Annotated in this window: 19 protein-coding genes and 1 pseudogene; 13 read left to right on the forward strand and 7 right to left on the reverse strand. The window is 71.3% G+C overall.

Annotated elements, in window-relative coordinates; all coding sequences use genetic code 11:
- Positions 1-59 precede the first annotated feature (59 nt).
- The 3 genes from IPM45_13250 to IPM45_13260 all read right to left on the reverse strand — a co-directional run bounded on the left by IPM45_13250 (position 60) and on the right by IPM45_13260 (position 2645).
- Positions 60-671 (reverse strand): hypothetical protein, encoded by a 612-nt coding sequence (locus IPM45_13250; GenBank protein ID MBK9180501.1) that lies wholly within the window; start codon positions 669-671, stop codon positions 60-62.
- 65 nt (positions 672-736) lie between these two features.
- Positions 737-1402, reverse strand: coding sequence for a glyoxalase (locus IPM45_13255; GenBank protein MBK9180502.1), 666 nt, complete (start codon positions 1400-1402; stop codon positions 737-739).
- Positions 1403-1625: 223 nt separating this feature from the next.
- Positions 1626-2645: a PHP domain-containing protein gene (locus IPM45_13260; GenBank protein MBK9180503.1), complete on the reverse strand. Its 1020-nt coding sequence runs from the start codon at positions 2643-2645 to the stop codon at positions 1626-1628.
- A gap of 68 nt (positions 2646-2713) precedes the next feature.
- Between IPM45_13260 and ychF the strand changes: the two genes are divergently transcribed.
- The gene (gene ychF, locus IPM45_13265) at positions 2714-3790 is read left to right on the forward strand and encodes a redox-regulated ATPase YchF (protein ID MBK9180504.1); all 1077 of its coding nucleotides are present in this window, start codon (positions 2714-2716) and stop codon (positions 3788-3790) included.
- Here the strand turns inward: ychF and IPM45_13270 are convergent.
- Positions 3742-4335, reverse strand: coding sequence for a hypothetical protein (locus IPM45_13270; GenBank protein MBK9180505.1), 594 nt, complete (start codon positions 4333-4335; stop codon positions 3742-3744). The two genes, ychF and IPM45_13270, sit on opposite strands and share 49 nt — an antisense overlap.
- A gap of 57 nt (positions 4336-4392) precedes the next feature.
- Here IPM45_13270 and IPM45_13275 point away from each other — a divergent pair, with 57 nt between their 5' ends.
- The 3 genes from IPM45_13275 (at position 4393) to IPM45_13285 (ending at position 5658) form a co-directional block, all read left to right on the forward strand.
- The gene (locus tag IPM45_13275) at positions 4393-4896 is read left to right on the forward strand and encodes a tyrosine-type recombinase/integrase (protein MBK9180506.1); all 504 of its coding nucleotides are present in this window, start codon (positions 4393-4395) and stop codon (positions 4894-4896) included.
- A gap of 115 nt (positions 4897-5011) precedes the next feature.
- Complete coding sequence (locus IPM45_13280) at positions 5012-5353, forward strand: type II toxin-antitoxin system RelE/ParE family toxin (GenBank protein MBK9180507.1); 342 nt, start codon at positions 5012-5014, stop codon at positions 5351-5353.
- Entirely contained in the window at positions 5353-5658 is a 306-nt protein-coding gene (locus IPM45_13285; GenBank protein MBK9180508.1) for a helix-turn-helix transcriptional regulator, read from the forward strand. Before IPM45_13280 ends, IPM45_13285 begins: the two co-directional genes overlap by 1 nt.
- A 488-nt stretch (positions 5659-6146) precedes the next feature.
- Here the strand turns inward: IPM45_13285 and IPM45_13290 are convergent, their stop codons facing one another.
- Positions 6147-6620, reverse strand: a complete 474-nt coding sequence (locus IPM45_13290; GenBank protein ID MBK9180509.1) for a hypothetical protein — start codon at positions 6618-6620, stop codon at positions 6147-6149.
- A gap of 320 nt (positions 6621-6940) precedes the next feature.
- Here IPM45_13290 and IPM45_13295 point away from each other — a divergent pair, with 320 nt between their 5' ends.
- Positions 6941-7885 (forward strand): metallophosphoesterase, encoded by a 945-nt coding sequence (locus tag IPM45_13295; protein MBK9180510.1) that lies wholly within the window; start codon positions 6941-6943, stop codon positions 7883-7885.
- 6 nt (positions 7886-7891) lie between these two features.
- Here IPM45_13295 and IPM45_13300 read toward each other — a convergent pair whose 3' ends face one another.
- Positions 7892-8152, reverse strand: coding sequence for a hypothetical protein (locus tag IPM45_13300; protein ID MBK9180511.1), 261 nt, complete (start codon positions 8150-8152; stop codon positions 7892-7894).
- A 290-nt stretch (positions 8153-8442) separates the two neighbouring features.
- On the opposite strand from IPM45_13300, the pseudogene IPM45_13305 reads away from it, so the two are divergent.
- The 8 genes and pseudogenes from IPM45_13305 to IPM45_13340 all read left to right on the forward strand — a co-directional run bounded on the left by IPM45_13305 (position 8443) and on the right by IPM45_13340 (position 15943).
- A pseudogene (locus IPM45_13305) lies at positions 8443-8925 on the forward strand (transposase).
- Positions 8926-9167: 242 nt separating this feature from the next.
- Positions 9168-10352: an IS110 family transposase gene (locus tag IPM45_13310; protein MBK9180512.1), complete on the forward strand. Its 1185-nt coding sequence runs from the start codon at positions 9168-9170 to the stop codon at positions 10350-10352.
- A gap of 92 nt (positions 10353-10444) precedes the next feature.
- Entirely contained in the window at positions 10445-10933 is a 489-nt protein-coding gene (locus IPM45_13315; GenBank protein ID MBK9180513.1) for a transposase, read from the forward strand.
- Positions 10934-11392: 459 nt separating this feature from the next.
- Positions 11393-11890, forward strand: a complete 498-nt coding sequence (locus IPM45_13320; protein MBK9180514.1) for a hypothetical protein — start codon at positions 11393-11395, stop codon at positions 11888-11890.
- Positions 11891-11969: 79 nt separating this feature from the next.
- The gene (locus IPM45_13325; GenBank protein MBK9180515.1) at positions 11970-12728 is read left to right on the forward strand and encodes a class I SAM-dependent methyltransferase; all 759 of its coding nucleotides are present in this window, start codon (positions 11970-11972) and stop codon (positions 12726-12728) included.
- A gap of 138 nt (positions 12729-12866) precedes the next feature.
- A complete protein-coding gene (locus tag IPM45_13330; GenBank protein ID MBK9180516.1) occupies positions 12867-13709 on the forward strand; it encodes a MaoC family dehydratase N-terminal domain-containing protein in 843 nt (280 codons plus the stop codon).
- 3 nt (positions 13710-13712) lie between these two features.
- Positions 13713-14633, forward strand: coding sequence for a CoA ester lyase (locus IPM45_13335; protein ID MBK9180517.1), 921 nt, complete (start codon positions 13713-13715; stop codon positions 14631-14633).
- Positions 14634-14722: 89 nt separating this feature from the next.
- Entirely contained in the window at positions 14723-15943 is a 1221-nt protein-coding gene (locus IPM45_13340; GenBank protein ID MBK9180518.1) for a CoA transferase, read from the forward strand.
- 72 nt (positions 15944-16015) lie between these two features.
- Here IPM45_13340 and IPM45_13345 read toward each other — a convergent pair whose 3' ends face one another.
- Positions 16016-17437 carry a DUF2252 domain-containing protein gene (locus tag IPM45_13345; GenBank protein ID MBK9180519.1) on the reverse strand — a complete coding sequence of 474 codons (1422 nt, stop codon included), beginning with the start codon at positions 17435-17437 and terminating at the stop codon, positions 16016-16018.
- Positions 17438-17626 lie beyond the last annotated feature (189 nt).

Consider the following 17626-nt stretch of genomic DNA (forward strand, 5'->3'; position numbering starts at 1 on the left):
CGGGATCCTCCAAGGGGGCGGGGCGGGGCGGGGCGGGGCGGGGGTACCGGGGTCAGGCGTCAGGCGCCGAGGTCGTCGGCCTCGTCGGGCGGCAGGTACGACAGCTTGAGGTCGCCCAGCCTCACCAGGGTCGACGCGATCCAGCCGCCCATGGCCCCGAAGTGGTCGTCGAGGATCGAGCCGTCGGCGAGCGTCTCCTCGTCGAGCTCGTAGGTGCCCTCGTAGCTCACCTCGATGGCGTGCTCGGGGAGCTCGAGGCCTCGGGTGTAGACCACCTCGACGGTGGGCCCGGAGCGCTCGAGGGGCTCGCGCCCGATGGGCGGGGACGCCTCGGGCAGGGCGGCCAGCACCTCGTCGGGATCGGGCGGATCGGTGAGGCGCTGGATGCGCAGCACCACCTCGACGTCGATGCGGGGCGGGTCGGCGAAGGGCTCACCGATGTACCAGGAGCGGTAGGAGCTCTGGGCCCACGTGGGCCAGTCGAGCGTGATGTCGGCGCGGATGCGGGGCGGGAGGCCCTCGCCCGGCAGGCCGTAGGACGTCTCCCACGTGATGTCGCCCAGCAGCACGTCGACCTGGAAGCGCTCCTCGAAGGCCTGCCGCTCCAGCAGGGCTCCCTCGAGGGCGTCGCGGAGCGCGCCGATGGCGTCGGTGAAGACATGGTCGAGCATGGCGGGCCGAGGGTACCGCCCCGGTCAGGCGCGGACGTCCCGGGGGGCGGGCCGGCTCGGTGTGCTCACTCGCCGGGGCCGGCGCCCGGGGGCTCGGGCGACATCAGCGCCACCGCCACGCGGAGACCCGCGGACTCCTTGATCGTGCAGATCCGCCGGCCCGGCTGCACGGCCGGCTTGGGGGTGCCGGCCCGGTCGCCCAGGAGCGCCTTGGCCGCGTCGAGGTCGTCGAGGGTGAGGGCGATGCCGAAGAAGCGGGCCGGGCCGCCGTTGGGCTGCGGCTCGGCCGGACCGACCACCTCGAGGATCACCTCGCCCAGCCGGAAGAAGGCCTGCTGGAGCGGCGCGCCGTAGGTGTCGGTGTCGCGGATGCGCTTGAGCTCGAGGCCGAGCCCCTGCACGGCGGCGATGGTGCGGGGCAGGTCGGGGGTGAGCACCACCACGTGGTCGATCAGGCGGGCGCCGATGGGGTGCTCGGCCGGGTCGGCGGGGGGCTCCGGGCTCACCGCCGTTCGCAGGCCGTCGACGCCGGCGTCGGCCAGGCTCACGGCCCGGTCGTCGGGGACGCCCCGCAGCGACCAGGCCCGCACGCCCCTGCGCCCGGCGTCGGGGTCGAGGCGGACCCGCACGGTGCCGATGCGGCACACGCCGTCGGGGTCGACCGTGAACCCGGTGGCCCGCCAGGCGTCGGGGTCGTCGGCGATCAGCAGCTCGTCGATCGTGGGAGGCACGCGGCGGCCCCCTGGTGCTCAGCCGCGGCCGGCGTTGGGGCGCTTGCCATGGTTGGCCTTGTTGCGGCGGGCGCGGATCTTGCGCTTCTTGGTCTTCTTCGACATAGGGGTTCGAGGCTACCGGCCACGGTCGGGCCCACCCAAGCCGGCCCCCACTGCGCTCTGCGTCCCGGGTGGCCCGGGAACCGGCACGATCGGGACGCAGAACCGGGCGGGAGCCCCCTCAGGGGTGGTGCGAGCGGGCCCAGGCCAGCAGATCGTCGGCGCCGGCGGTGTTCACGACGTCGTCGGCGCCGACCCCCGCGGCGGCAGCCCGGTCGCAGCCGTAGGGCTGCCACTCCAGCTGGCCGGGGGCGTGGGCGTCGGTGCTGACGGCGAAGCGGCACCCGTACTCGACGGCCAGGGCCAGCAGCGGCTCGGGCGGGTCGAGGCGCTCCGGCCGGCAGTTCACCTCCACGGCCGTGTCGAGCTGGCGGCACGCCATCAGCACCAGCTCGGGGTCGAACGTCGACTCCGGCCGCACGACCCGGCCGTCGCGCCCGAGCCTGCGGTTGGTGAGGTGGCCGAGCACGTCGACGTGCGGGCTGGCCACGGCTCGCACCAGCCGCTCGGTCATGGCCCGCCGCTCCATGCGGAGCTTCGAGTGCACGCTGGCCACCACCAGGTCGAGGCGGGCGAGCAGGTCGTCGTCGGCGTCGAGGGAGCCGTCGGCCAGGATGTCGACCTCGATGCCGGTGAGCACCCGGAACGGCGCCACCCGCTCGTTCACCGCGGAGACCTCCTCGAGCTGGGCGAGGAGGCGCTCCCTGGAGAGGCCGTGGGCCACGGTGAGGCGGGCCGAGTGGTCGGTGAGCACCAGGTAGTCGTGGCCGAGGGCGGCCGCGGCCCGGGCCATCGCCTCCACGGGCGCACCGCCGTCGGACCAGGTGGAGTGGGTGTGGCAGTCGCCCCGCAGGCGGGCCCGCAGCTCGGCCCCTCCCGGCGTGGTCGGGGCCACCACCGTCTGGGCCTCGAGGCGGGCCAGGTAGGCGGGGACCTCGCCGGCCACCGCCTCGGCGATCACCCGGCCGGTGACGTCGCCGATGTGCGGCAGGTCGGTGAGGGTGCCGGCGCCGACCCTCGCCGCCAGCTCGGCGGGGGCGAGCCCGCGCACCACGTCGGCGGCCCGGAGGAACGCCCGCACCCGCACCGGCTCGGCCAGGTCGCGGTCGAGCAGGTGGACGATCCGCTCCAGCGCGGCCAGGGCGGCGGCCCGGGGGTCGTCGGGGGGCACGACTCCAGGCTACGGAGCGCACCGTTACCCTGGCCCGGATGGAACGCTTCGGGATCGTCGGGTTGCCCAACGCCGGCAAGTCGGCGCTCTTCAACGCGCTCACGGGGGGCGCGGCGGTGGTGGCGGCCCACCCCTTCTCGACCACCGAGACCAACGTGGGCGTGGCCATCGTGCCCGACCGCCGGGTCGAGGCACTGGGCGAGATGAGCCACTCGAAGAAGCTGGTGCACACCCACGCCGAGTTCGCCGACATCGCCGGCCTGCAGAAGGGCTCGTCGCAGGGAGAGGGCCTGGGCAACCGGTTCCTCGGGGGCATCCGCGAGGTCGACGCCATCCTCTACGTGCTGCGGGCCTTCGACGACCCCAACGTCCCCGGCGGCTCCGACCCGCTCGACGACCTCGGCACCCTCGAGCTCGAGCTGGTGCTGGCCGACGTGGCCAGCGCCGAGACGCAGCTCGAGCGGCGCCGCAAGGCGGCCAAGGCCGACAAGGCCGCCGCCGTCGAGGTGGCCGCCCTGCAGGCGGCCGTCGCCCCGCTCAACGACGGCACCCCCCTGTACCGGGCGGCGCTCACGGCCGAGCAGCGCGCGGCGCTGGCGCCCTTCTTCCTGCTCACCGCCAAGCCGGTGCTGGCCGTGGTGAACCTGGGCGAGGACCAGCTGGCCGACGCCGACGCGGTGGTGAAGCCGGTCGCCGACGAGCTGGCCGGCGCGGCCGACGTGCTGGGCGTGAGCGTGCAGCTCGAGGCCGAGGCCGCGCAGCTGCCGCCCGAGGAGCGGGCCGAGCTGCTGGAGGGCCTCGGCCTGGGCGAGGGCGCGCTGCCCCGTGTGGCCCGGGCCGCGTACCACCTGCTGGGCCTGCGCACGTTCCTCACAACGGGCGACAAGGAGACCCGGGCGTGGACGTTCCGCGCCGGTGCCAAGGCTCCGGAGTGCGCCGGGGTGATCCACTCCGACCTGCAGCGCGGCTTCATCCGGGCCGAGGTCATCCACTGGGACGAGCTGCTCGAGATCGGCTCCTGGGCCAAGGCCAAGGAGCTGGGGCGCATCAAGGTGGAGGGCAAGGACTACGAGGTCCTCGACGGCGACGTCCTCGAGATCCGCTTCAACGTGTAGCAGCGGGTTCGCGATCGGCGGATTCCCGGTAGGTGGCCCTCGACGGGTGCCGATGCAATGCGGGCAAGTTCCTCGGCCGAGAAGAGCGGCGAGATCCCGGTGAGCCCGCCGAATTCAGAGATCGCTGTACGCAGGAGCGACTCACCACCAGCCTCGACGCCGGCACGCCACTGCTCCGGCGTCAGTTCGACCATCTCGACGGCGAGATCGACGCGGTCCTCCGCCCACGGCAGAGCGAGGAGGGCGTACTCGTCGGTGCAGGATCGAAGAAGGATGATCTCGTCGTCGGTGAAGCCGGCCTCGGTTAACTCCGACGTCCTCCAGTGATCGAAGACACCGACCGTCGTCGTCTGGGTCACGCGGTCCGAGGTCGGAAGGGGCTGTCGCCGCTCCGCCTCTGGAGTCTCGGCGTCCACGAACCCCATGAAGCGCCGGCTCGGGTTGACGACGAACTGGCCTCGCTCCGCCTTGTCGTAGACGTCTCGGCGAAGGCCAGCTTCGAGCCAGATGTACGTCTCCCCCCGCTTGACGAGGAGGATCGGCACGTCGCGACCGGCCCGCACAGACAGGAGTTGACTCAGACCCCCACGAAGTGGTTTCAGGTGAAGGTTCGGGTGATCGGGATTGCTGGCGAACAGATTCAGGGCCTGGATGACCCTGTGACTGTCGCCGGGATCGAGGCGGTGGACCGATGGCCAGAAGTCCTCGTCGAAGCTGATCTCAGGTCTGCTTACGTTCGCAGACATGCCGGGCACGCGCTCTTCGTGGTGGCTCGCTCGATCAGGTCACGAGCGATCAGGCTAGACACTTGGCTTCGTCACGTGCCGATGGACGCTGCCGAGTCCGGTCAGTCCGTCCGGGCGGCCCGCAAGCGCGCCGGGCTTCCGACCACAGCGAGCTTCCATGACCTCCGCCACTTCTTCGCCAGCGCTCTCATCTACGCCGGCTGCAGCGTGAAGCAGGTGCAACTCGCCCTCGGCCACACGTCCGCCAAGGTCACCCTCGACGTCTACGGCCACCTCTGGCCCGGCGAGGAGGACCGCGTCCGCGATGCCATCGGTCGCGTCTTCCGGGCAACGTCAGCCGCCGCCGCCCTCCGCGGCTGATGCGTCTGCTCACGGTTCACTCGAGAAGCGCATTGTTGAGCCCGGGTCGCCTCGCAGAACGATGATTCGGCTGCCCGCAGGCCAGCCCTCGCGGCTTGATATCATCTCTGGTGTCATGTGGTCCGTCGAGCTGGAGACGGAGGTGGAGCAGTGGATGAGCGGACTGAGCGTGACCGACTTCGCGGCGGTGCTCCCCCACGTCGAGCGCCTGGCCGAACGAGGCAACCTGCTGCGGATGCCCGCGTCTCGTTCACTTGGCGACGGACTGTTCGAGCTGCGGTTCGACCTGCTCCGAGTGGCGTGGCGGATCACCTACTTCTTCGCCACCGATCGGCGCATCGTGCTGCTGACCGTGTTCCGCAAGCAACGACAGAGCGAGCGAGCTGAGGTGCGGCGCGCCCGCTGGGCGATGGCTCGCTGCATCACCGAAGGGCACACCGCCGAGGAGGACGACTGATGGCGCGCACGACGATCAACGAACTGAAGAACAGCCGACTGGCCGCCATGACTGCCGAAGAGCGCGCCGTGTTCGACGAGACCTACGCATCGACCCGTCTGGCTCTCGACGTCGGCGAGAAGGTCCGAGACGCCCGTGAGGCCGCCGGCCTGAGCCAGCGCGAGCTCGCCGCCCGCATGGGTACGAGCCAGGCGGCCGTGGCCCGCCTCGAGGCCGGTGGCGTCGGCGCCACGCTGACGACGCTCCAGAAGGTGGCAGCAGCGCTCGACCTGAAGGTCACCGTCGAGCTGTCGGCCGCGAGCTGACCCAAGCGTCCTCAACGCCGCGCGGTTGACCGGGCAGGACGGCAGCGGCTGGAAGAACCCCACCGACCTTTCGCCGACTCGACGCCAGGGACTACCCACGTTCTCCCTGCTCAGCGGCCCTTTCCGCCGCGCCTCGAGACGTTCCGCTTCAACGTGTAGCAGGGGTTTCGCGATCTACGGCGTTCCGGTAGGTGGCAGCTGACCTGGCCTTTCGCGTGTGATCCGGTCCGTCGAGTCGGCTCGAGTCCGTGGGAATCGCGTGCTTCTCGCGGACTTCGGGAGGCGGCGTCACGGGACGCACATTCTCGCCCTCGCCGGCCTGCGACACCGGTCCCGTTGAGGCCATGCCGCTGGGAGCCGTCAAGGCATCGTTCGGTCACGACATCGTGTGCCCTGACCGAGGAACGGTCGGCGCATGTGGGGCCAGGTCCGGTCAGGTGGATACCCCCTATGGCGGGTGATGGCGGACACCGTGACGACCTCGCCGGTCACGGCAACCATGCCTCTTGGCGGAACGCCTCGGTGCACTGGTCGGCGGTCGGGCTGACCAGCCGGAGCGTGGCCTCGATCGGCTCGTCGGGATCCTCGGGCTCGCCCATGGGCCAGGCGACCAGGTCGCCCTCGACGTCGCAGTGCTCGAGCTCGATCACCTGACCGTCACGCTCCAGGTCGTAGAACACCGAGTCACCGAAGGTCCCGTGAGCGTCGGTCTCGGTGCTCACGACGACCCACCCGGCGTCGAGCAGAGGATGCGCCAACCGGTGCAGCTCGGCGAACAGCTCGGCCCACGCGCGTGTCGTGCCCCGGAGCGGTCTTGGCGGCGGTCCCGCCTCGGCGGCCGTGCGCAGGTCGGTGAGGCGCCGCCATCCGGCGGTGCCAACGAGCGGGTCTCCGTCCTCCAGCCCGCTGTGGAGCCGTGCCCCGGGTTCGAGCACCTCGACCGAGGACGGGTCGACGTCCACTCTGCCGCCGTCGTTGGGGGTGCACCGTCACCTGCACGTCGTCGAGGGACGGGACGTAGTGAAGGTGCAGGATGCCCGCGACCACCCCCACGTCCCGCTCGACCGCCGTGGCCCGGACCCGGTCACCTGACTGTGCTGCTTCCATCGCTGCCAGCATGGCGAAGGGGTGTCGCAGGGTTCCGCCGTTGACGGACAGGCGGCGCGGGAGGTTGCCAAGCGCTCGGGCGCCGCAGGGCCGGTGAGATCGCGGGCTGTCCACACGGCGCAGCGTGTCGACCCGGCATGGCGTCAGGCGCGGCCTTGCCGGGCATGATGGGAAGATGTCTGGCTACGACGTGATCGGGGACGTGCATGGGCATGCCGAGCAGCTCGAGAAGCTCCTGGAGATGCTCGGCTACGCCCAGCGCAGCGGGGCATTGCGGCACCCGGAACGCACCGCCGTGTTCGTCGGCGACCTGATCGACCGGCGGGAGGAACAGCAGCTGGCCACGCTGCGCATCGTCCGCTCGATGGTCGACGCCGGGTCGGCCCAGGTGGTGCTCGGCAACCACGAGTTCAACGCTGTCGCCTACGCCACGGTGAACCCGTCCAGCTTCGACTACTGCCGACCTCACACGACGAAGAACCGGCGCCAGCACCAGGAGTTCCTCGACGAAGTCGGGCTGGACTCCCCCCGCCACCGGGCCGTGATCGACTGGTTCCGTACCCTGCCGCTGTGGCTCGACCTCGACGGCGTCCGGGTGGTGCACGCCTGCTGGAGCGACGCCGACATCGCCCACCTCGAGGGCCTGCTCACCCCCGAGCACACCCTCACCGACCAGGTCGTGGTCGAGGGCACCACCAAGGGCACCCGCACCCACCAGGCGATCGAGCACGTGCTCAAGGGTCCCGAGGTGTCGATGGGCGGCGCCTACTACTTCGACAAGGACGGCCACCCCCGCACGAAGGCCCGGGCTGCCTGGTGGAACCCTGATGCCAAGACCCTGCAAGCCGCCGCCTTGCTCCCTGGCGGGACGCGGTTGCACGACGCCGACGACCAACCGGCCGACGCCCTGCCTGACCGGCAACTCGCCGACGGGGAGGTCCCCCGCTACACCGATGCGGTGCCGGTGGTCTTCGGCCACTACTGGTTCACCGGCACACCGGTCCTGCAGGGTGACAGGGCGGCGTGTGTGGACTACAGCGCCGGCAAGGGCGGACCGCTGGTCGCCTACCGCTGGGACGCCGAACCGGTGCTCGATGCCAGCAGGTTCGTGGCCTGCTGAGCCCGCTCACTCCTCCTGCGGGCCGTCCTGCAACGCCAGGAACTCATACGCCGCGCTGATGCGGTCGCCGGCGAAGTAGTCCAGCGCCCAACCCTCGAGGCTGATGCGATCGATCCGACCCGCGTAGCGCTTCCACAGCAGGTCCATCAGCCGCGTGCCGCCGACCGGGTCCTCCCAGAACGCCGGCTCCCGGGCCTGGGCCTCCTCATACCCGGCGCCGGCCCGCGCCCCGATCAAGTCGTCTTCGGGATAGACGGCCAACTCCAAGTGCCGATCGCACACCGGGCACGAGCGCTCCAAGAGGAATCCCGAGTCGTAGTCGGGCGCGGGATCCAGACCGAACTCCGACCATCACACCCGTCGCACGACACCGGCCCGCCGTCGGGCGTCCGATCGAACCACGAGACTATCCGGACGCCCTGGACAGAGTCCCGTGGGGTGGTGAGGTTCGGGGTCCACCAGTAGGTGAGCCATCGGCGTGATCCTCGGTGTGTTCCTGCGAGAACTCACCGTGAGGAGACACACCGATGGCTCTGTCCGAGCTGCTCGACGCGCTCCGCATCGACGAGGGGGCCGTGGTGATGGAGGCCTACATCAACGGCGTGTCGACCCGCTCGGTCGACGACCTCGTCGCGGCGATGGGCATCGAGGCGGGCATCTCGAAGTCCGAGGTGTCGCGCGTCTGCGCCGGGATCGACGAGCGAGTGAACGCCTTCCGCAACCGCACCCTCGGGCATGTCGCGTTCCCGTACGTGCACCTCGACGCGACCTACGCCAACGTCCGCGACGACGCCTTGGGCCAGGTCGTGTCCCGAGCCGTGGTGGTGGCCACCGGGATCACCGCCAACGGTGACCGGGAGGTCCTCGGGGTCGACATCGGCGACAGCGAGGGCGAGACGTTCTGGGGCCGGTTCCTGCGCTCGCTCAAGGACCGGGGACTCACCGTGGTGTGGCTGGTGATCTCCGACGCGCACGCCGGGCTGCGCAACGCCATCCGCCGGCACTTCCAGGGTGCGGCGTGGCAGCGCTCGTCAGTGCATCATCCACCTCGGCGGCTTGATGTCGTCGAAGCATGTATGGCTGGCGGGATGGTCCCGCTGGTCGCTCCCCGCCGGCGGGAGAGGGCCTTGGCAGCGTGACCTTCGAGGTCCTTCGGCAGACCTGTCCCTCCCGCCGGTGGCGAGCTCCGCACTGGCCATTGGGAGTTGCGCTTCGAGCGCCGTGACGAGCGACCAGGTCGAGCACGCCGTGGGGTGGTGACACGACCTCCAAGGAGGACGTGATGTCCATGTTTGCAGGCATCGATTGGGGTGGCGCGCACCACCAGCTCGCGATCGTCGACGACGTTGGCGACGTGAAGGTGAACCAGCGGTTCGCGCACACCAGCGACGGCGTCGACGAGCTGTTGGCCGTTCTCGATGCCATCGGGACAGCGACACCGGTGGCGATCGAGCGCAGCGAGGGGGTCCTCGTCGAGGCCCTGCAACTGGCCGGCCACGCCGTGTTCCCGGTGAGCCCTCGGGTCTCGGCTCGAGCACGGGAGCGCTACCAGTCCGCGGCCCGCAAGGATGACCGGTTCGACGCGTTCGTGCTGGCCGACACGTTGCGTCACGAGCACAGCCGTTGGCGCCCGCTCGCGATCCCGTCTCCGACGCTTGCCGAGCTGCGCGTGCTCGTGCGCGATCGACGACGCATCCTCGAGAACCAGAGGGGCGTGGAGTCACAACTGCGGTCGGCTCTCGAGGCCTACCACCCGGCCGCCGCCAAGCTGTTCTCCAGTGTCGACCGGTCGATCACCTTGGCGTTCGTGCGGGACTACCCGACACCGGAGACGGCCGCGCACGTCGGCCCGGCGCGCATGCAACGGTTCCTCGATCGCCACGGCTACACCGGCCGCGTTGCCGCCGAGATTCTCGTCGAGCGGTTGCACACGCACCTGCTCACCGCGAGAGCGGGCAGCGTCGAAGGTCATCGCTTCGGCGCCCTCGCGCTGGTCGACCAACTCGAACTGCTCAACCGTCAGCTCAAGGCGTTCGACGCGCGCATCGCCGACGTGTTCGCCGCCCACCCCGACAGCGCCATCTTCGACAGCTTCCCCGCCGCCGGACCGGTCATCGTCGCCAGCCTCCTCGCCGAGATCGGCGAAGACCGCCACCGCCTTCCCACCGTCGACGTGCTGCTCGCCGAGGCCGGCCTCGCACCCGTGACCCACGCGTCCGGCAAGGTCACCCGAGTCCGGCTCCGACGCGCCTGCAACCTGCGACTGCGCGACACGTTCAACTGGTGGGCCTACACCCTCGAACGCGTCGACGAACCCAGCCGCGTCACCTACCTCGCCGCCCTCGACCGCGGCCAACACTCCCATCGGGCGCTGCGCACCATCGGCGCTCGCTGGGCCCGGATCCTGTGGCGTTGCTGGCAGGACCACGCCACCTACGACCCCGACCGGCGGACTGCGACCGCCTGACAAGCAGCAGCGGGACGCGAACGGTCACCCAGAGGTCGCCTGCTTCGGCGCGCCTCGTCGGATCTCCCGATCGACCCGAGAAACGGGCAGGGTTGACCTTGGGAGTCTGCCGGGTGCACTTCGCCCGCAACCTGCAGGCCTGTGTCCCCAAGGCTCACCGAGAGATGGTCGCTGCCCTGTTCCGGTCGGTGTTCGCGCTCACCGACCCGGCCGCCGTGGCCGCCCGCTGGGACGAGGCCGCCACCACCCTGGACGCCAAGTTCCCCAAAGCCGCCCAGCTCATGGTCGACGCCCGCGACGACGTGCTCGCGTTCAGCGCGTTCCCGCAGGCCCACTGGCGCAAGATCTGGTCGAACAACCCGCTCGAGCGGGTCGACAAGGAGATCAAGAGCCGCTCCCGCGTTGTCGGGATCTTCCCCAACGACGCCGACGACCTCCGCCTCATCGGCGCCATCCTCGCTGACCAACACGACGAGTGGGCCGTAGCCCGCCGCTACCTCTCCGAAGCATCCATGGCAGCGATCAACCAGCCGCGCGACACTGACCCCGCTCAGCCCGCTGAACTCGAATCGGCCCACTGAGCCACGGGGAATCCGCCCACGCGAACCCCACCACTCCGCGGGACTCATACCCCGCTCTCTCGAACCGCATGCGCGTAGCGTAAGGCTCCACGTCCTGCGCAACACGCTGACTTCACCCTGCCGCGACCGCTGGCGACGGCGGCGGTTCGGGAGTCCCACCGACTTCTCGCCGACTCGGCGCCATGGAGTCGGCAGCCGCCGCTCGCTCTGGCCACGGACCGCCAGCCGCTCGGGCTCGGGTTCCGGGCCTTCGCGGCCAACCACGCGCCCGACGCTTCCACGAGTGTCACGGCCTCGAGGCGGTGGAGCACACCGGCGGAGCCGGCAACGAGGAGGGGGCGTCCGACGTCCGCCACCGCTACCGCAGCCCGCCGCCCGCCCGTGCGTGCGCACGGGCGCAGCCGGCGATGGCGACGAGGTGCCATCATCGCTGGGAACCGATCGACGAGGAGCACCCCCATGGCGCGGGCCACCCCCCAGAACCTGAACGAGCGCGAGCGAGTGCTGCTGCTCGAGACCGAGCGCACGCGGCTCGCCGAGCTCGACGAGGACGGCCTCATCGCCCTGCACGAGCGGGTCCGCCGTGAGCGCAACAAGCAGGTGCAGCTCCACCGGCGCAACGCCGCCAAGGCCGTGGAGGCCAAGGGCGCTCGAGGCAAGGCCACCCAGGCACCCCGCCGGTCGGCATCCAAGGCCGAGATCTTCGAGGACGCCCTGGCCCGGGTGAGCCGAGCGCTGGGCGCGGCGGCCGCCGCCAGCGCCAGGCAGCTCAAGGAGGAGCGCATCGCCGCCGCACGCGGTGTGCGGGCCGCGGCAGCCCCGTCGGCTGGCCCTGCCGAACCGACGGCGCCCGCCGGTCGCACGGCGGCCAGGCAACGACGACCTGTCGAGAAGAAGACGGCCGCCAGCAACCGGGCCGCCGGCCGGCGCGCGCAGGCCAAGCGCGACGCCCGCTGACCAGGGCAGGCTGAACCGCGTCGTCGGTGCACGGCTCGCGATCGCCGGAACCCGGCGACCGGCGAGCCGGGGAGGACCGATGGACAACGGGCAGGAGCGGTTCTACGGGGAGCTGGCCACGTGGTGGCCCTTGATCTCGCCGGTCTCCGACTACGAGGAGGAGAGCGGCGAGATCGAGCGCCATCTGCGGTCGGCCTCCATCGGGGTGGCCGACGTGCTCGAGCTCGGCAGCGGCGGCGGGCATGTCGCGTACTGGCTGAAGCGCTCGTTCCGGCTCACGCTGGTCGATCTCTCCCCGGCGATGCTGGCCGTGTCCGCCTCGCTGAACCCCGAATGCGAGCACCACACCGGTGACATGACCAGCGTGCGCCTCGGCCGCTCGTTCGACGCCGTCCTCATCCATGACGCGGTCGACTACCTGACCACCGAGGACCAGATCGTGGCGACGTTGCGGACGGCCTACGAGCACTGCCGGCCGGGCGGCATCCTCGTGGTGCTGCCCGACCACACCCGCGAGACCTTCGAGCCGGCCACCGACCACGGCGGCTCCGACGGCCCCGACGGCCGGGGGGTGCGGTTCCTGGAGTGGTCCACCGACCCCGATCCGCAGGACACGACGGTCCGCACCGACTACGCCTTCCTCCTGCGCGACGAGCACGGCGAGGTGCGGGTGGTCCACGACGTCCACGTGACGGGCCTCTTCCCGCAGGCAACCTGGCTTCGCCTCCTCGCCGACGCCGGGTTCCGCTCCGAGGCGCGCACGGAGCACACCACCGAGGACCGGGAGCCGCGGACCGTCTTCGTCGGCCACCGCCCGACCGCGCCGAGTGCCCGCTGATGGCCAGGGCCGGGAGTCGGCGATCATCTGCACCAGCCGCTCGCTGATGGCGGCGGGGGTGCCGGACTTCTCCTCGACGGGCTCCGGGTGCCAGGCTGGGATCCGAGCGCGAGGACCCTCGCAGAGTGGATGTGGGGCATGAGCGACATCGACCTGCGCGACTGGGTCGGGAAGCGGGAGGAGACCTCCGACCGCCTGTACCCGACCCCGGCCAGGGCGCTCGCGCTCACCCTCGACCAGGCCGAGCTCGAGGTGCTCGACGGCAGCGTGCTGCCCGAGCTGTGGCACTGGCTGTACTTCCTGCCGATCGTCCCGACGTCGGGGCTCGGCGTCGACGGGCACCCGCAACGGGGTGGGTTCCTGCCGCCGATCTCGCTGGAGCGTCGCATGTGGGCCGGCGGGAGGCTGGTGTTCCACCGCGACCTGCACATCGGCGAGCAGGTGCAGAAGACGTCGGAGATCCTGACGATCACCGAGAAGCAGGGCAAGGTCGGCCCGATGGTCTTCGTCACCGTCCGCCACGCCATCGCGTCGCCGCAGGGCCTGGCCGTCGAGGAGGACCAGGACATCGTCTACCTGCCCATGCCCGAGTCGTACGCCGCGCCCCCGCCCGACCCGCTGCCCGAGGACCTGGGGTGGAAGGAGGCCCGCCCCGTCGATCCGGTGCTGCTGTTCCGGTTCTCGGCGCTCACGTTCAACGGCCACCGCATCCACTACGACCTCCGCTACGCCACCGAGGCCGAGCGCTATCCGGGCCTCGTCGTCCAGGGGCCGCTGCAGGCCGTGCTGCTCATGGAGTCGGCCAAGCGGCACCTCCCGGGCGCGGTGCCGGCCACCTACACCTTCAGGGCGGCGCGCCCGATCTTCGACGTCGACCCGTGCGTCGTCGCCGGTCGGCGGGCGCCCGACGGCGGGTTCGACCTGTTCACCGCGAACGGCACCGACGACATCGCCATGCGGGCTCATGTCACGTGGAGGTGACTGATCGCCGTGCGACTCGAACGTTCGGTGCTGCTGGTGCCGGGCTCCAGCTGGAAGATGATCGAGAAGGCGTCGGTGGCCGGGGCCGATGCGGTGTGCATCGACCTCGAGGACGCCGTGGCCGTCACCGAGAAGGAGGCGAGCCGCGCCAACGTGAGCCGGGCGTTCCGCGAGCTCGACTTCGGCCGTGCGTCGCGGATGTTGCGGATCAACGGGCTCGACACGTCGTTCGCCTACCGAGACCTCGTCGAGGTCGTCGAGGACGTGGGTGACCGGATCGATGGAATCGTCATCCCGAAGGTCGACACCCCGGCCGACGTGCTGTTCGTGGACCGGCTGCTCTCCCAGATCGAGAGCCACCGACGGTACGAGCGAGCCATCGGCGTCGAGGCGCTGATCGAGACGGCGGCCGGCTGCGTGAACGTCCGGGAGATCGCGGCGTGCTCGTCACGCCTGGAGGCGCTCGTCTACGGCTCGGGCGACTACGCCGCCTCGGTGCAGATGCCGATGGACTCCATCGGCGAGCTCGACGAGCACGACGAGATCTACCCGGGCCACCGCTGGCACTACGTGATGCACGCCATCGTGAGCGCGGCGAGGGCGTACGGGAAGCGGGTGATCGACGGCCCGTTCGGCGGTGTCGCCGACCCCGAAGGGCTCGCCCGCGCGTGCAAGGTGGGCCGGGCGATGGGGTTCGACGGCAAGTGGTGCATCCACCCGGGCCAGATCGACACGGTCAACCGCACCTTCGTCCCGTCGGAGCGGGAGCTGCGCTGGGCGCAGACCGTGGTGAGCGAGTACGAGGCCGCCGTCGCGGAGGGCAGGGGCGCCGTCAGCGTGAACGGCAAGATGATCGACGTCGCCTCGCTGCGGATGTGCGAGACCGTCGTCGAGCGTGCCCGCCTCGCCGGCTTGCTGCCGTGAGCGCCCCAGCGCCCCTCCTCGATCCGTCGGCACGCACCGAGAGAGCCGGCACCGAGAGAGCCGGCACCGAAGGACTGGAAGGCAACGACATGGTCGACATCCTCCGAGGGCTGCGGATCATCGAGGGCTCCGCGTTCGTCGCGGCGCCGCTCGCCGGCATGACGCTGGCGCAGCTCGGCGCCGACGTGATCCGGTTCGATCGCCTGCGCGGCGGCCTCGACCACCACCGCTGGCCGGTCACCAGCGACGGCGAGAGCCTGTTCTGGGCCGGCCTCAACAAGGGGAAGCGCTCCATCGCGGTCGACATGACGAAGCCGGAGGGTCAGGAGATCCTCACCCGCCTCATCTGCGGTCCCGGACCGGGTGCCGGCATCTTCCTCACCAACCTCCGGGTGCGCGGCTGGATGGACTACGAGCACCTCCGGGAGCACCGCGACGACGTGATCCTGGTCACGGTGCTCGGCACCCGCCAGGGGGGTCCGGCGGTCGACTACACCGTGAACCCCGGTCTGGGCTTCCCGTACGCCACCGGCCCCGAAGGGTCGACCGAGCCCGTCTGCCACGTGCTCCCGGCGTGGGACTGCATCACGGGGCAGATGGCGGCGCTCGGCCTGCTGGCGGCCGAGCGGCACCGCAGGCTCACGGGCCAGGGGCAGGAAGTCGACGTCGCGCTGAAGGACGTGGGTCTGGCGATGCTGGGCGACCTCGGCATCATCGGCGAGGTGGTCGTCAACGGCGAGAACCGCCCCAAGTACGGCGACGCCCTGTACGGGGCCTACGGCCAGAGCTTCGTCACCGCCGACGGGCGGCGGGTGATGGTGATCGGGCTCACTCGACGGCAGTGGGACCTGTTGTGCGCCTGCACCGGCCTGCAGGCCGAGCTCGACGCCCTGGGCAGGGACCTCGGGCTCGACCTGTGCCTCGAGGGGGATCGGTTCAGGGCCCGCAAGGAGATCACCGCGATCCTCGAGCCCTGGTTCCGAGCCCGCACCGTGGAGGAGTTCGCTCCCTCGTTCGACGCGGCCGGCGTGACGTGGTCGCAGTTCCGGACCTTCGAGGAGGTGGTGCGGGACGACCCCGACTGCTCGCCCGAGAACCCGATGTTCTCGATGGTCGATCAGCCGGGGATCGGGCGGTACCCGGTGCCGGGCACGCCGCTCGACTTCAGCGCCTTCGAGCGCACCGAGCCCGCACCGGCCGCGGTGCTGGGTGAGCACACGGACGAGATCCTGTCGACGGTGCTCGGCATGAGCGACACGGAGATCTCGGCCCTGCACGACGCGCAGGTGGTGGGCGGCCCGCGACGCTGATCCGCCGTCGAGCGCGTCGTCGCCCAGCCACCGACCGCCGGGGTGGCACCCGCTGCGGGGGTCGGGTTCGGGTCAGAGCCCGCGCTGCACGGCGATGCGGCCGTCCTTCTCGGCTCGCACGAGGGCGTCGTAGTCGCGCTCGTTCTGGTCGGCGTAGGCCTCGGAGAACTCGGCGACGGCCCGGTCGAAGGTGTCGCCCGCACCCAGGTACGAGGCGATGGCGATGCGGTCGCCGGACCGGGCGTGGGCCCGAGCCAGCGTCCAGCCGCACAGGTTGCCGTAGAGAGCCATGACGGCCGGGGTCATGGCCTCGACCAGCGCGCTGCCCTTCCAGTCGCGCAGCTGGCGGACGTAGTAGTCCCGCTCGACGCCGTCGTGGCCGACGACGCGGTCCCACCCGAGGAAGATGTCGCTGTTCGCCTGCATGAGGTGCTGGCCGTGCACGACGCGCTCGCCGTTGGAGCGGTAGCGGCTCGGCCCGACGAACGGCTCCAGCACGGAAGCCTGCGCCTCCTTGGCCTGCAGGAAGAGAGGGTCGCCGTCGTCGCGGCCGAACATCAGCAGGATCCAGGCCCTCGTGCCGACGCTGCCCACGCCCACGACCTTCCGGGCGACGTGAGCCAGCTGGAAGTCCTCGAGCAGGTGGCGGCGGTCGCTCTGCAGCGTGCGGCGGTAGCTCCGCAGCACCGCTCGCAGGGTCTCCATGATCTGCTCGCGCTCCATCCCCTCGAGGAGCTCCTCGATCGGTTGGATGAGGGGCGGGTCGCTGATGATGCGCCGCTCGCCGTCGACGACGTGGGTGAGTTTGTCGAGAGCCTGGACGCTGTCGCGCGTGCGGGCCTTGGCCACGTTGGCCGCGCTCCGCTTCCGGGTGGCGGGGTCGATCTTCGGCTGCTCCAGCTGCTGCTGGAGGAACGCCTCGAGCTCGATGTGCGAGTACCACACCGCGAGGTTGGCCATGCCGGCGAACTCCCGCATGGCCGAGCGGTACGCGCCGAGCAGGGCCAGGACCGCCTTCTTGCGCTCCCTGAGCGAGTACCCGTTGTCACGTCCGGCGATGGCGAAGCTGGCGGCGAGGCGCTTGACGTCCCACTCCCACGGGCCGGGGAGGGTCTCGTCGAAGTCGTTGATGCCGAAGACGAGGCGCCGCTCGGGCGAGGCGAACGCGCCGAAGTTCATGAGGTGCGCGTCGCCGCAGGCCTGCACGGTGAGCCCGGAGCGCGGGGTGGCGGCGAGGTCGCTGGCCATGACGAGCGCCGCCCCGCGGTAGAACGTGAACGGCGACACCAGCATCCGGCCGTAGCGGATGGGCACCAGCTCGGGGACCCGCGTGGCGGTCTGGCTCTCCAGCAGCTCGACGGGGTCGCGCCGGAGCGGGCCGGGCGTGAAGCCGGCGTGGCTCGACCGCGGCACCTCACTGCGGGCCGCCTTGCCCCGGGCCGCGCGCTGCTCGGTGGTGAGGTGGGGCACCACCTTGCCGTGCTCGTAGCGCATGCCCTCGGGGAGGGGAGCGGACTCGTCCTCCCCGTCGTCCAGGATCACGCTCTGCATGCCTGTCGCCTCCCTGTGGTCCGCGGCGCCACCGTAGACCCCGGATGTCGCCGAGGGAGCGGCGCGCCCGCCGGTGCGTGCCGGTGCCGGTGCCGGTGCCGGTGGCCTCGATGGGACCTTCGCCTCTTGCCG

This window comes from Acidimicrobiales bacterium (genome assembly GCA_016716005.1).
Lineage (GTDB): Bacteria > Actinomycetota > Acidimicrobiia > Acidimicrobiales > JADJXE01 > JADJXE01.

Coding starts and splice junctions, on each gene's coding strand:
- IPM45_13250 (MBK9180501.1), bottom strand. CDS start 671: ATGCTCGACCATGTCTTCACCGACGCCATCGGCGCGCTCCGCGACGCC.
- ychF (MBK9180504.1), top strand. CDS start 2,714: ATGGAACGCTTCGGGATCGTCGGGTTGCCCAACGCCGGCAAGTCGGCG.
- IPM45_13280 (MBK9180507.1), top strand. CDS start 5,012: ATGTGGTCCGTCGAGCTGGAGACGGAGGTGGAGCAGTGGATGAGCGGA.
- IPM45_13285 (MBK9180508.1), top strand. CDS start 5,353: ATGGCGCGCACGACGATCAACGAACTGAAGAACAGCCGACTGGCCGCC.
- IPM45_13295 (MBK9180510.1), top strand. CDS start 6,941: ATGTCTGGCTACGACGTGATCGGGGACGTGCATGGGCATGCCGAGCAG.
- IPM45_13310 (MBK9180512.1), top strand. CDS start 9,168: ATGTCCATGTTTGCAGGCATCGATTGGGGTGGCGCGCACCACCAGCTC.
- IPM45_13320 (MBK9180514.1), top strand. CDS start 11,393: ATGGCGCGGGCCACCCCCCAGAACCTGAACGAGCGCGAGCGAGTGCTG.
- IPM45_13325 (MBK9180515.1), top strand. CDS start 11,970: ATGGACAACGGGCAGGAGCGGTTCTACGGGGAGCTGGCCACGTGGTGG.
- IPM45_13330 (MBK9180516.1), top strand. CDS start 12,867: ATGAGCGACATCGACCTGCGCGACTGGGTCGGGAAGCGGGAGGAGACC.
- IPM45_13340 (MBK9180518.1), top strand. CDS start 14,723: ATGGTCGACATCCTCCGAGGGCTGCGGATCATCGAGGGCTCCGCGTTC.
- IPM45_13345 (MBK9180519.1), bottom strand. CDS start 17,437: ATGCGCTACGAGCACGGCAAGGTGGTGCCCCACCTCACCACCGAGCAG.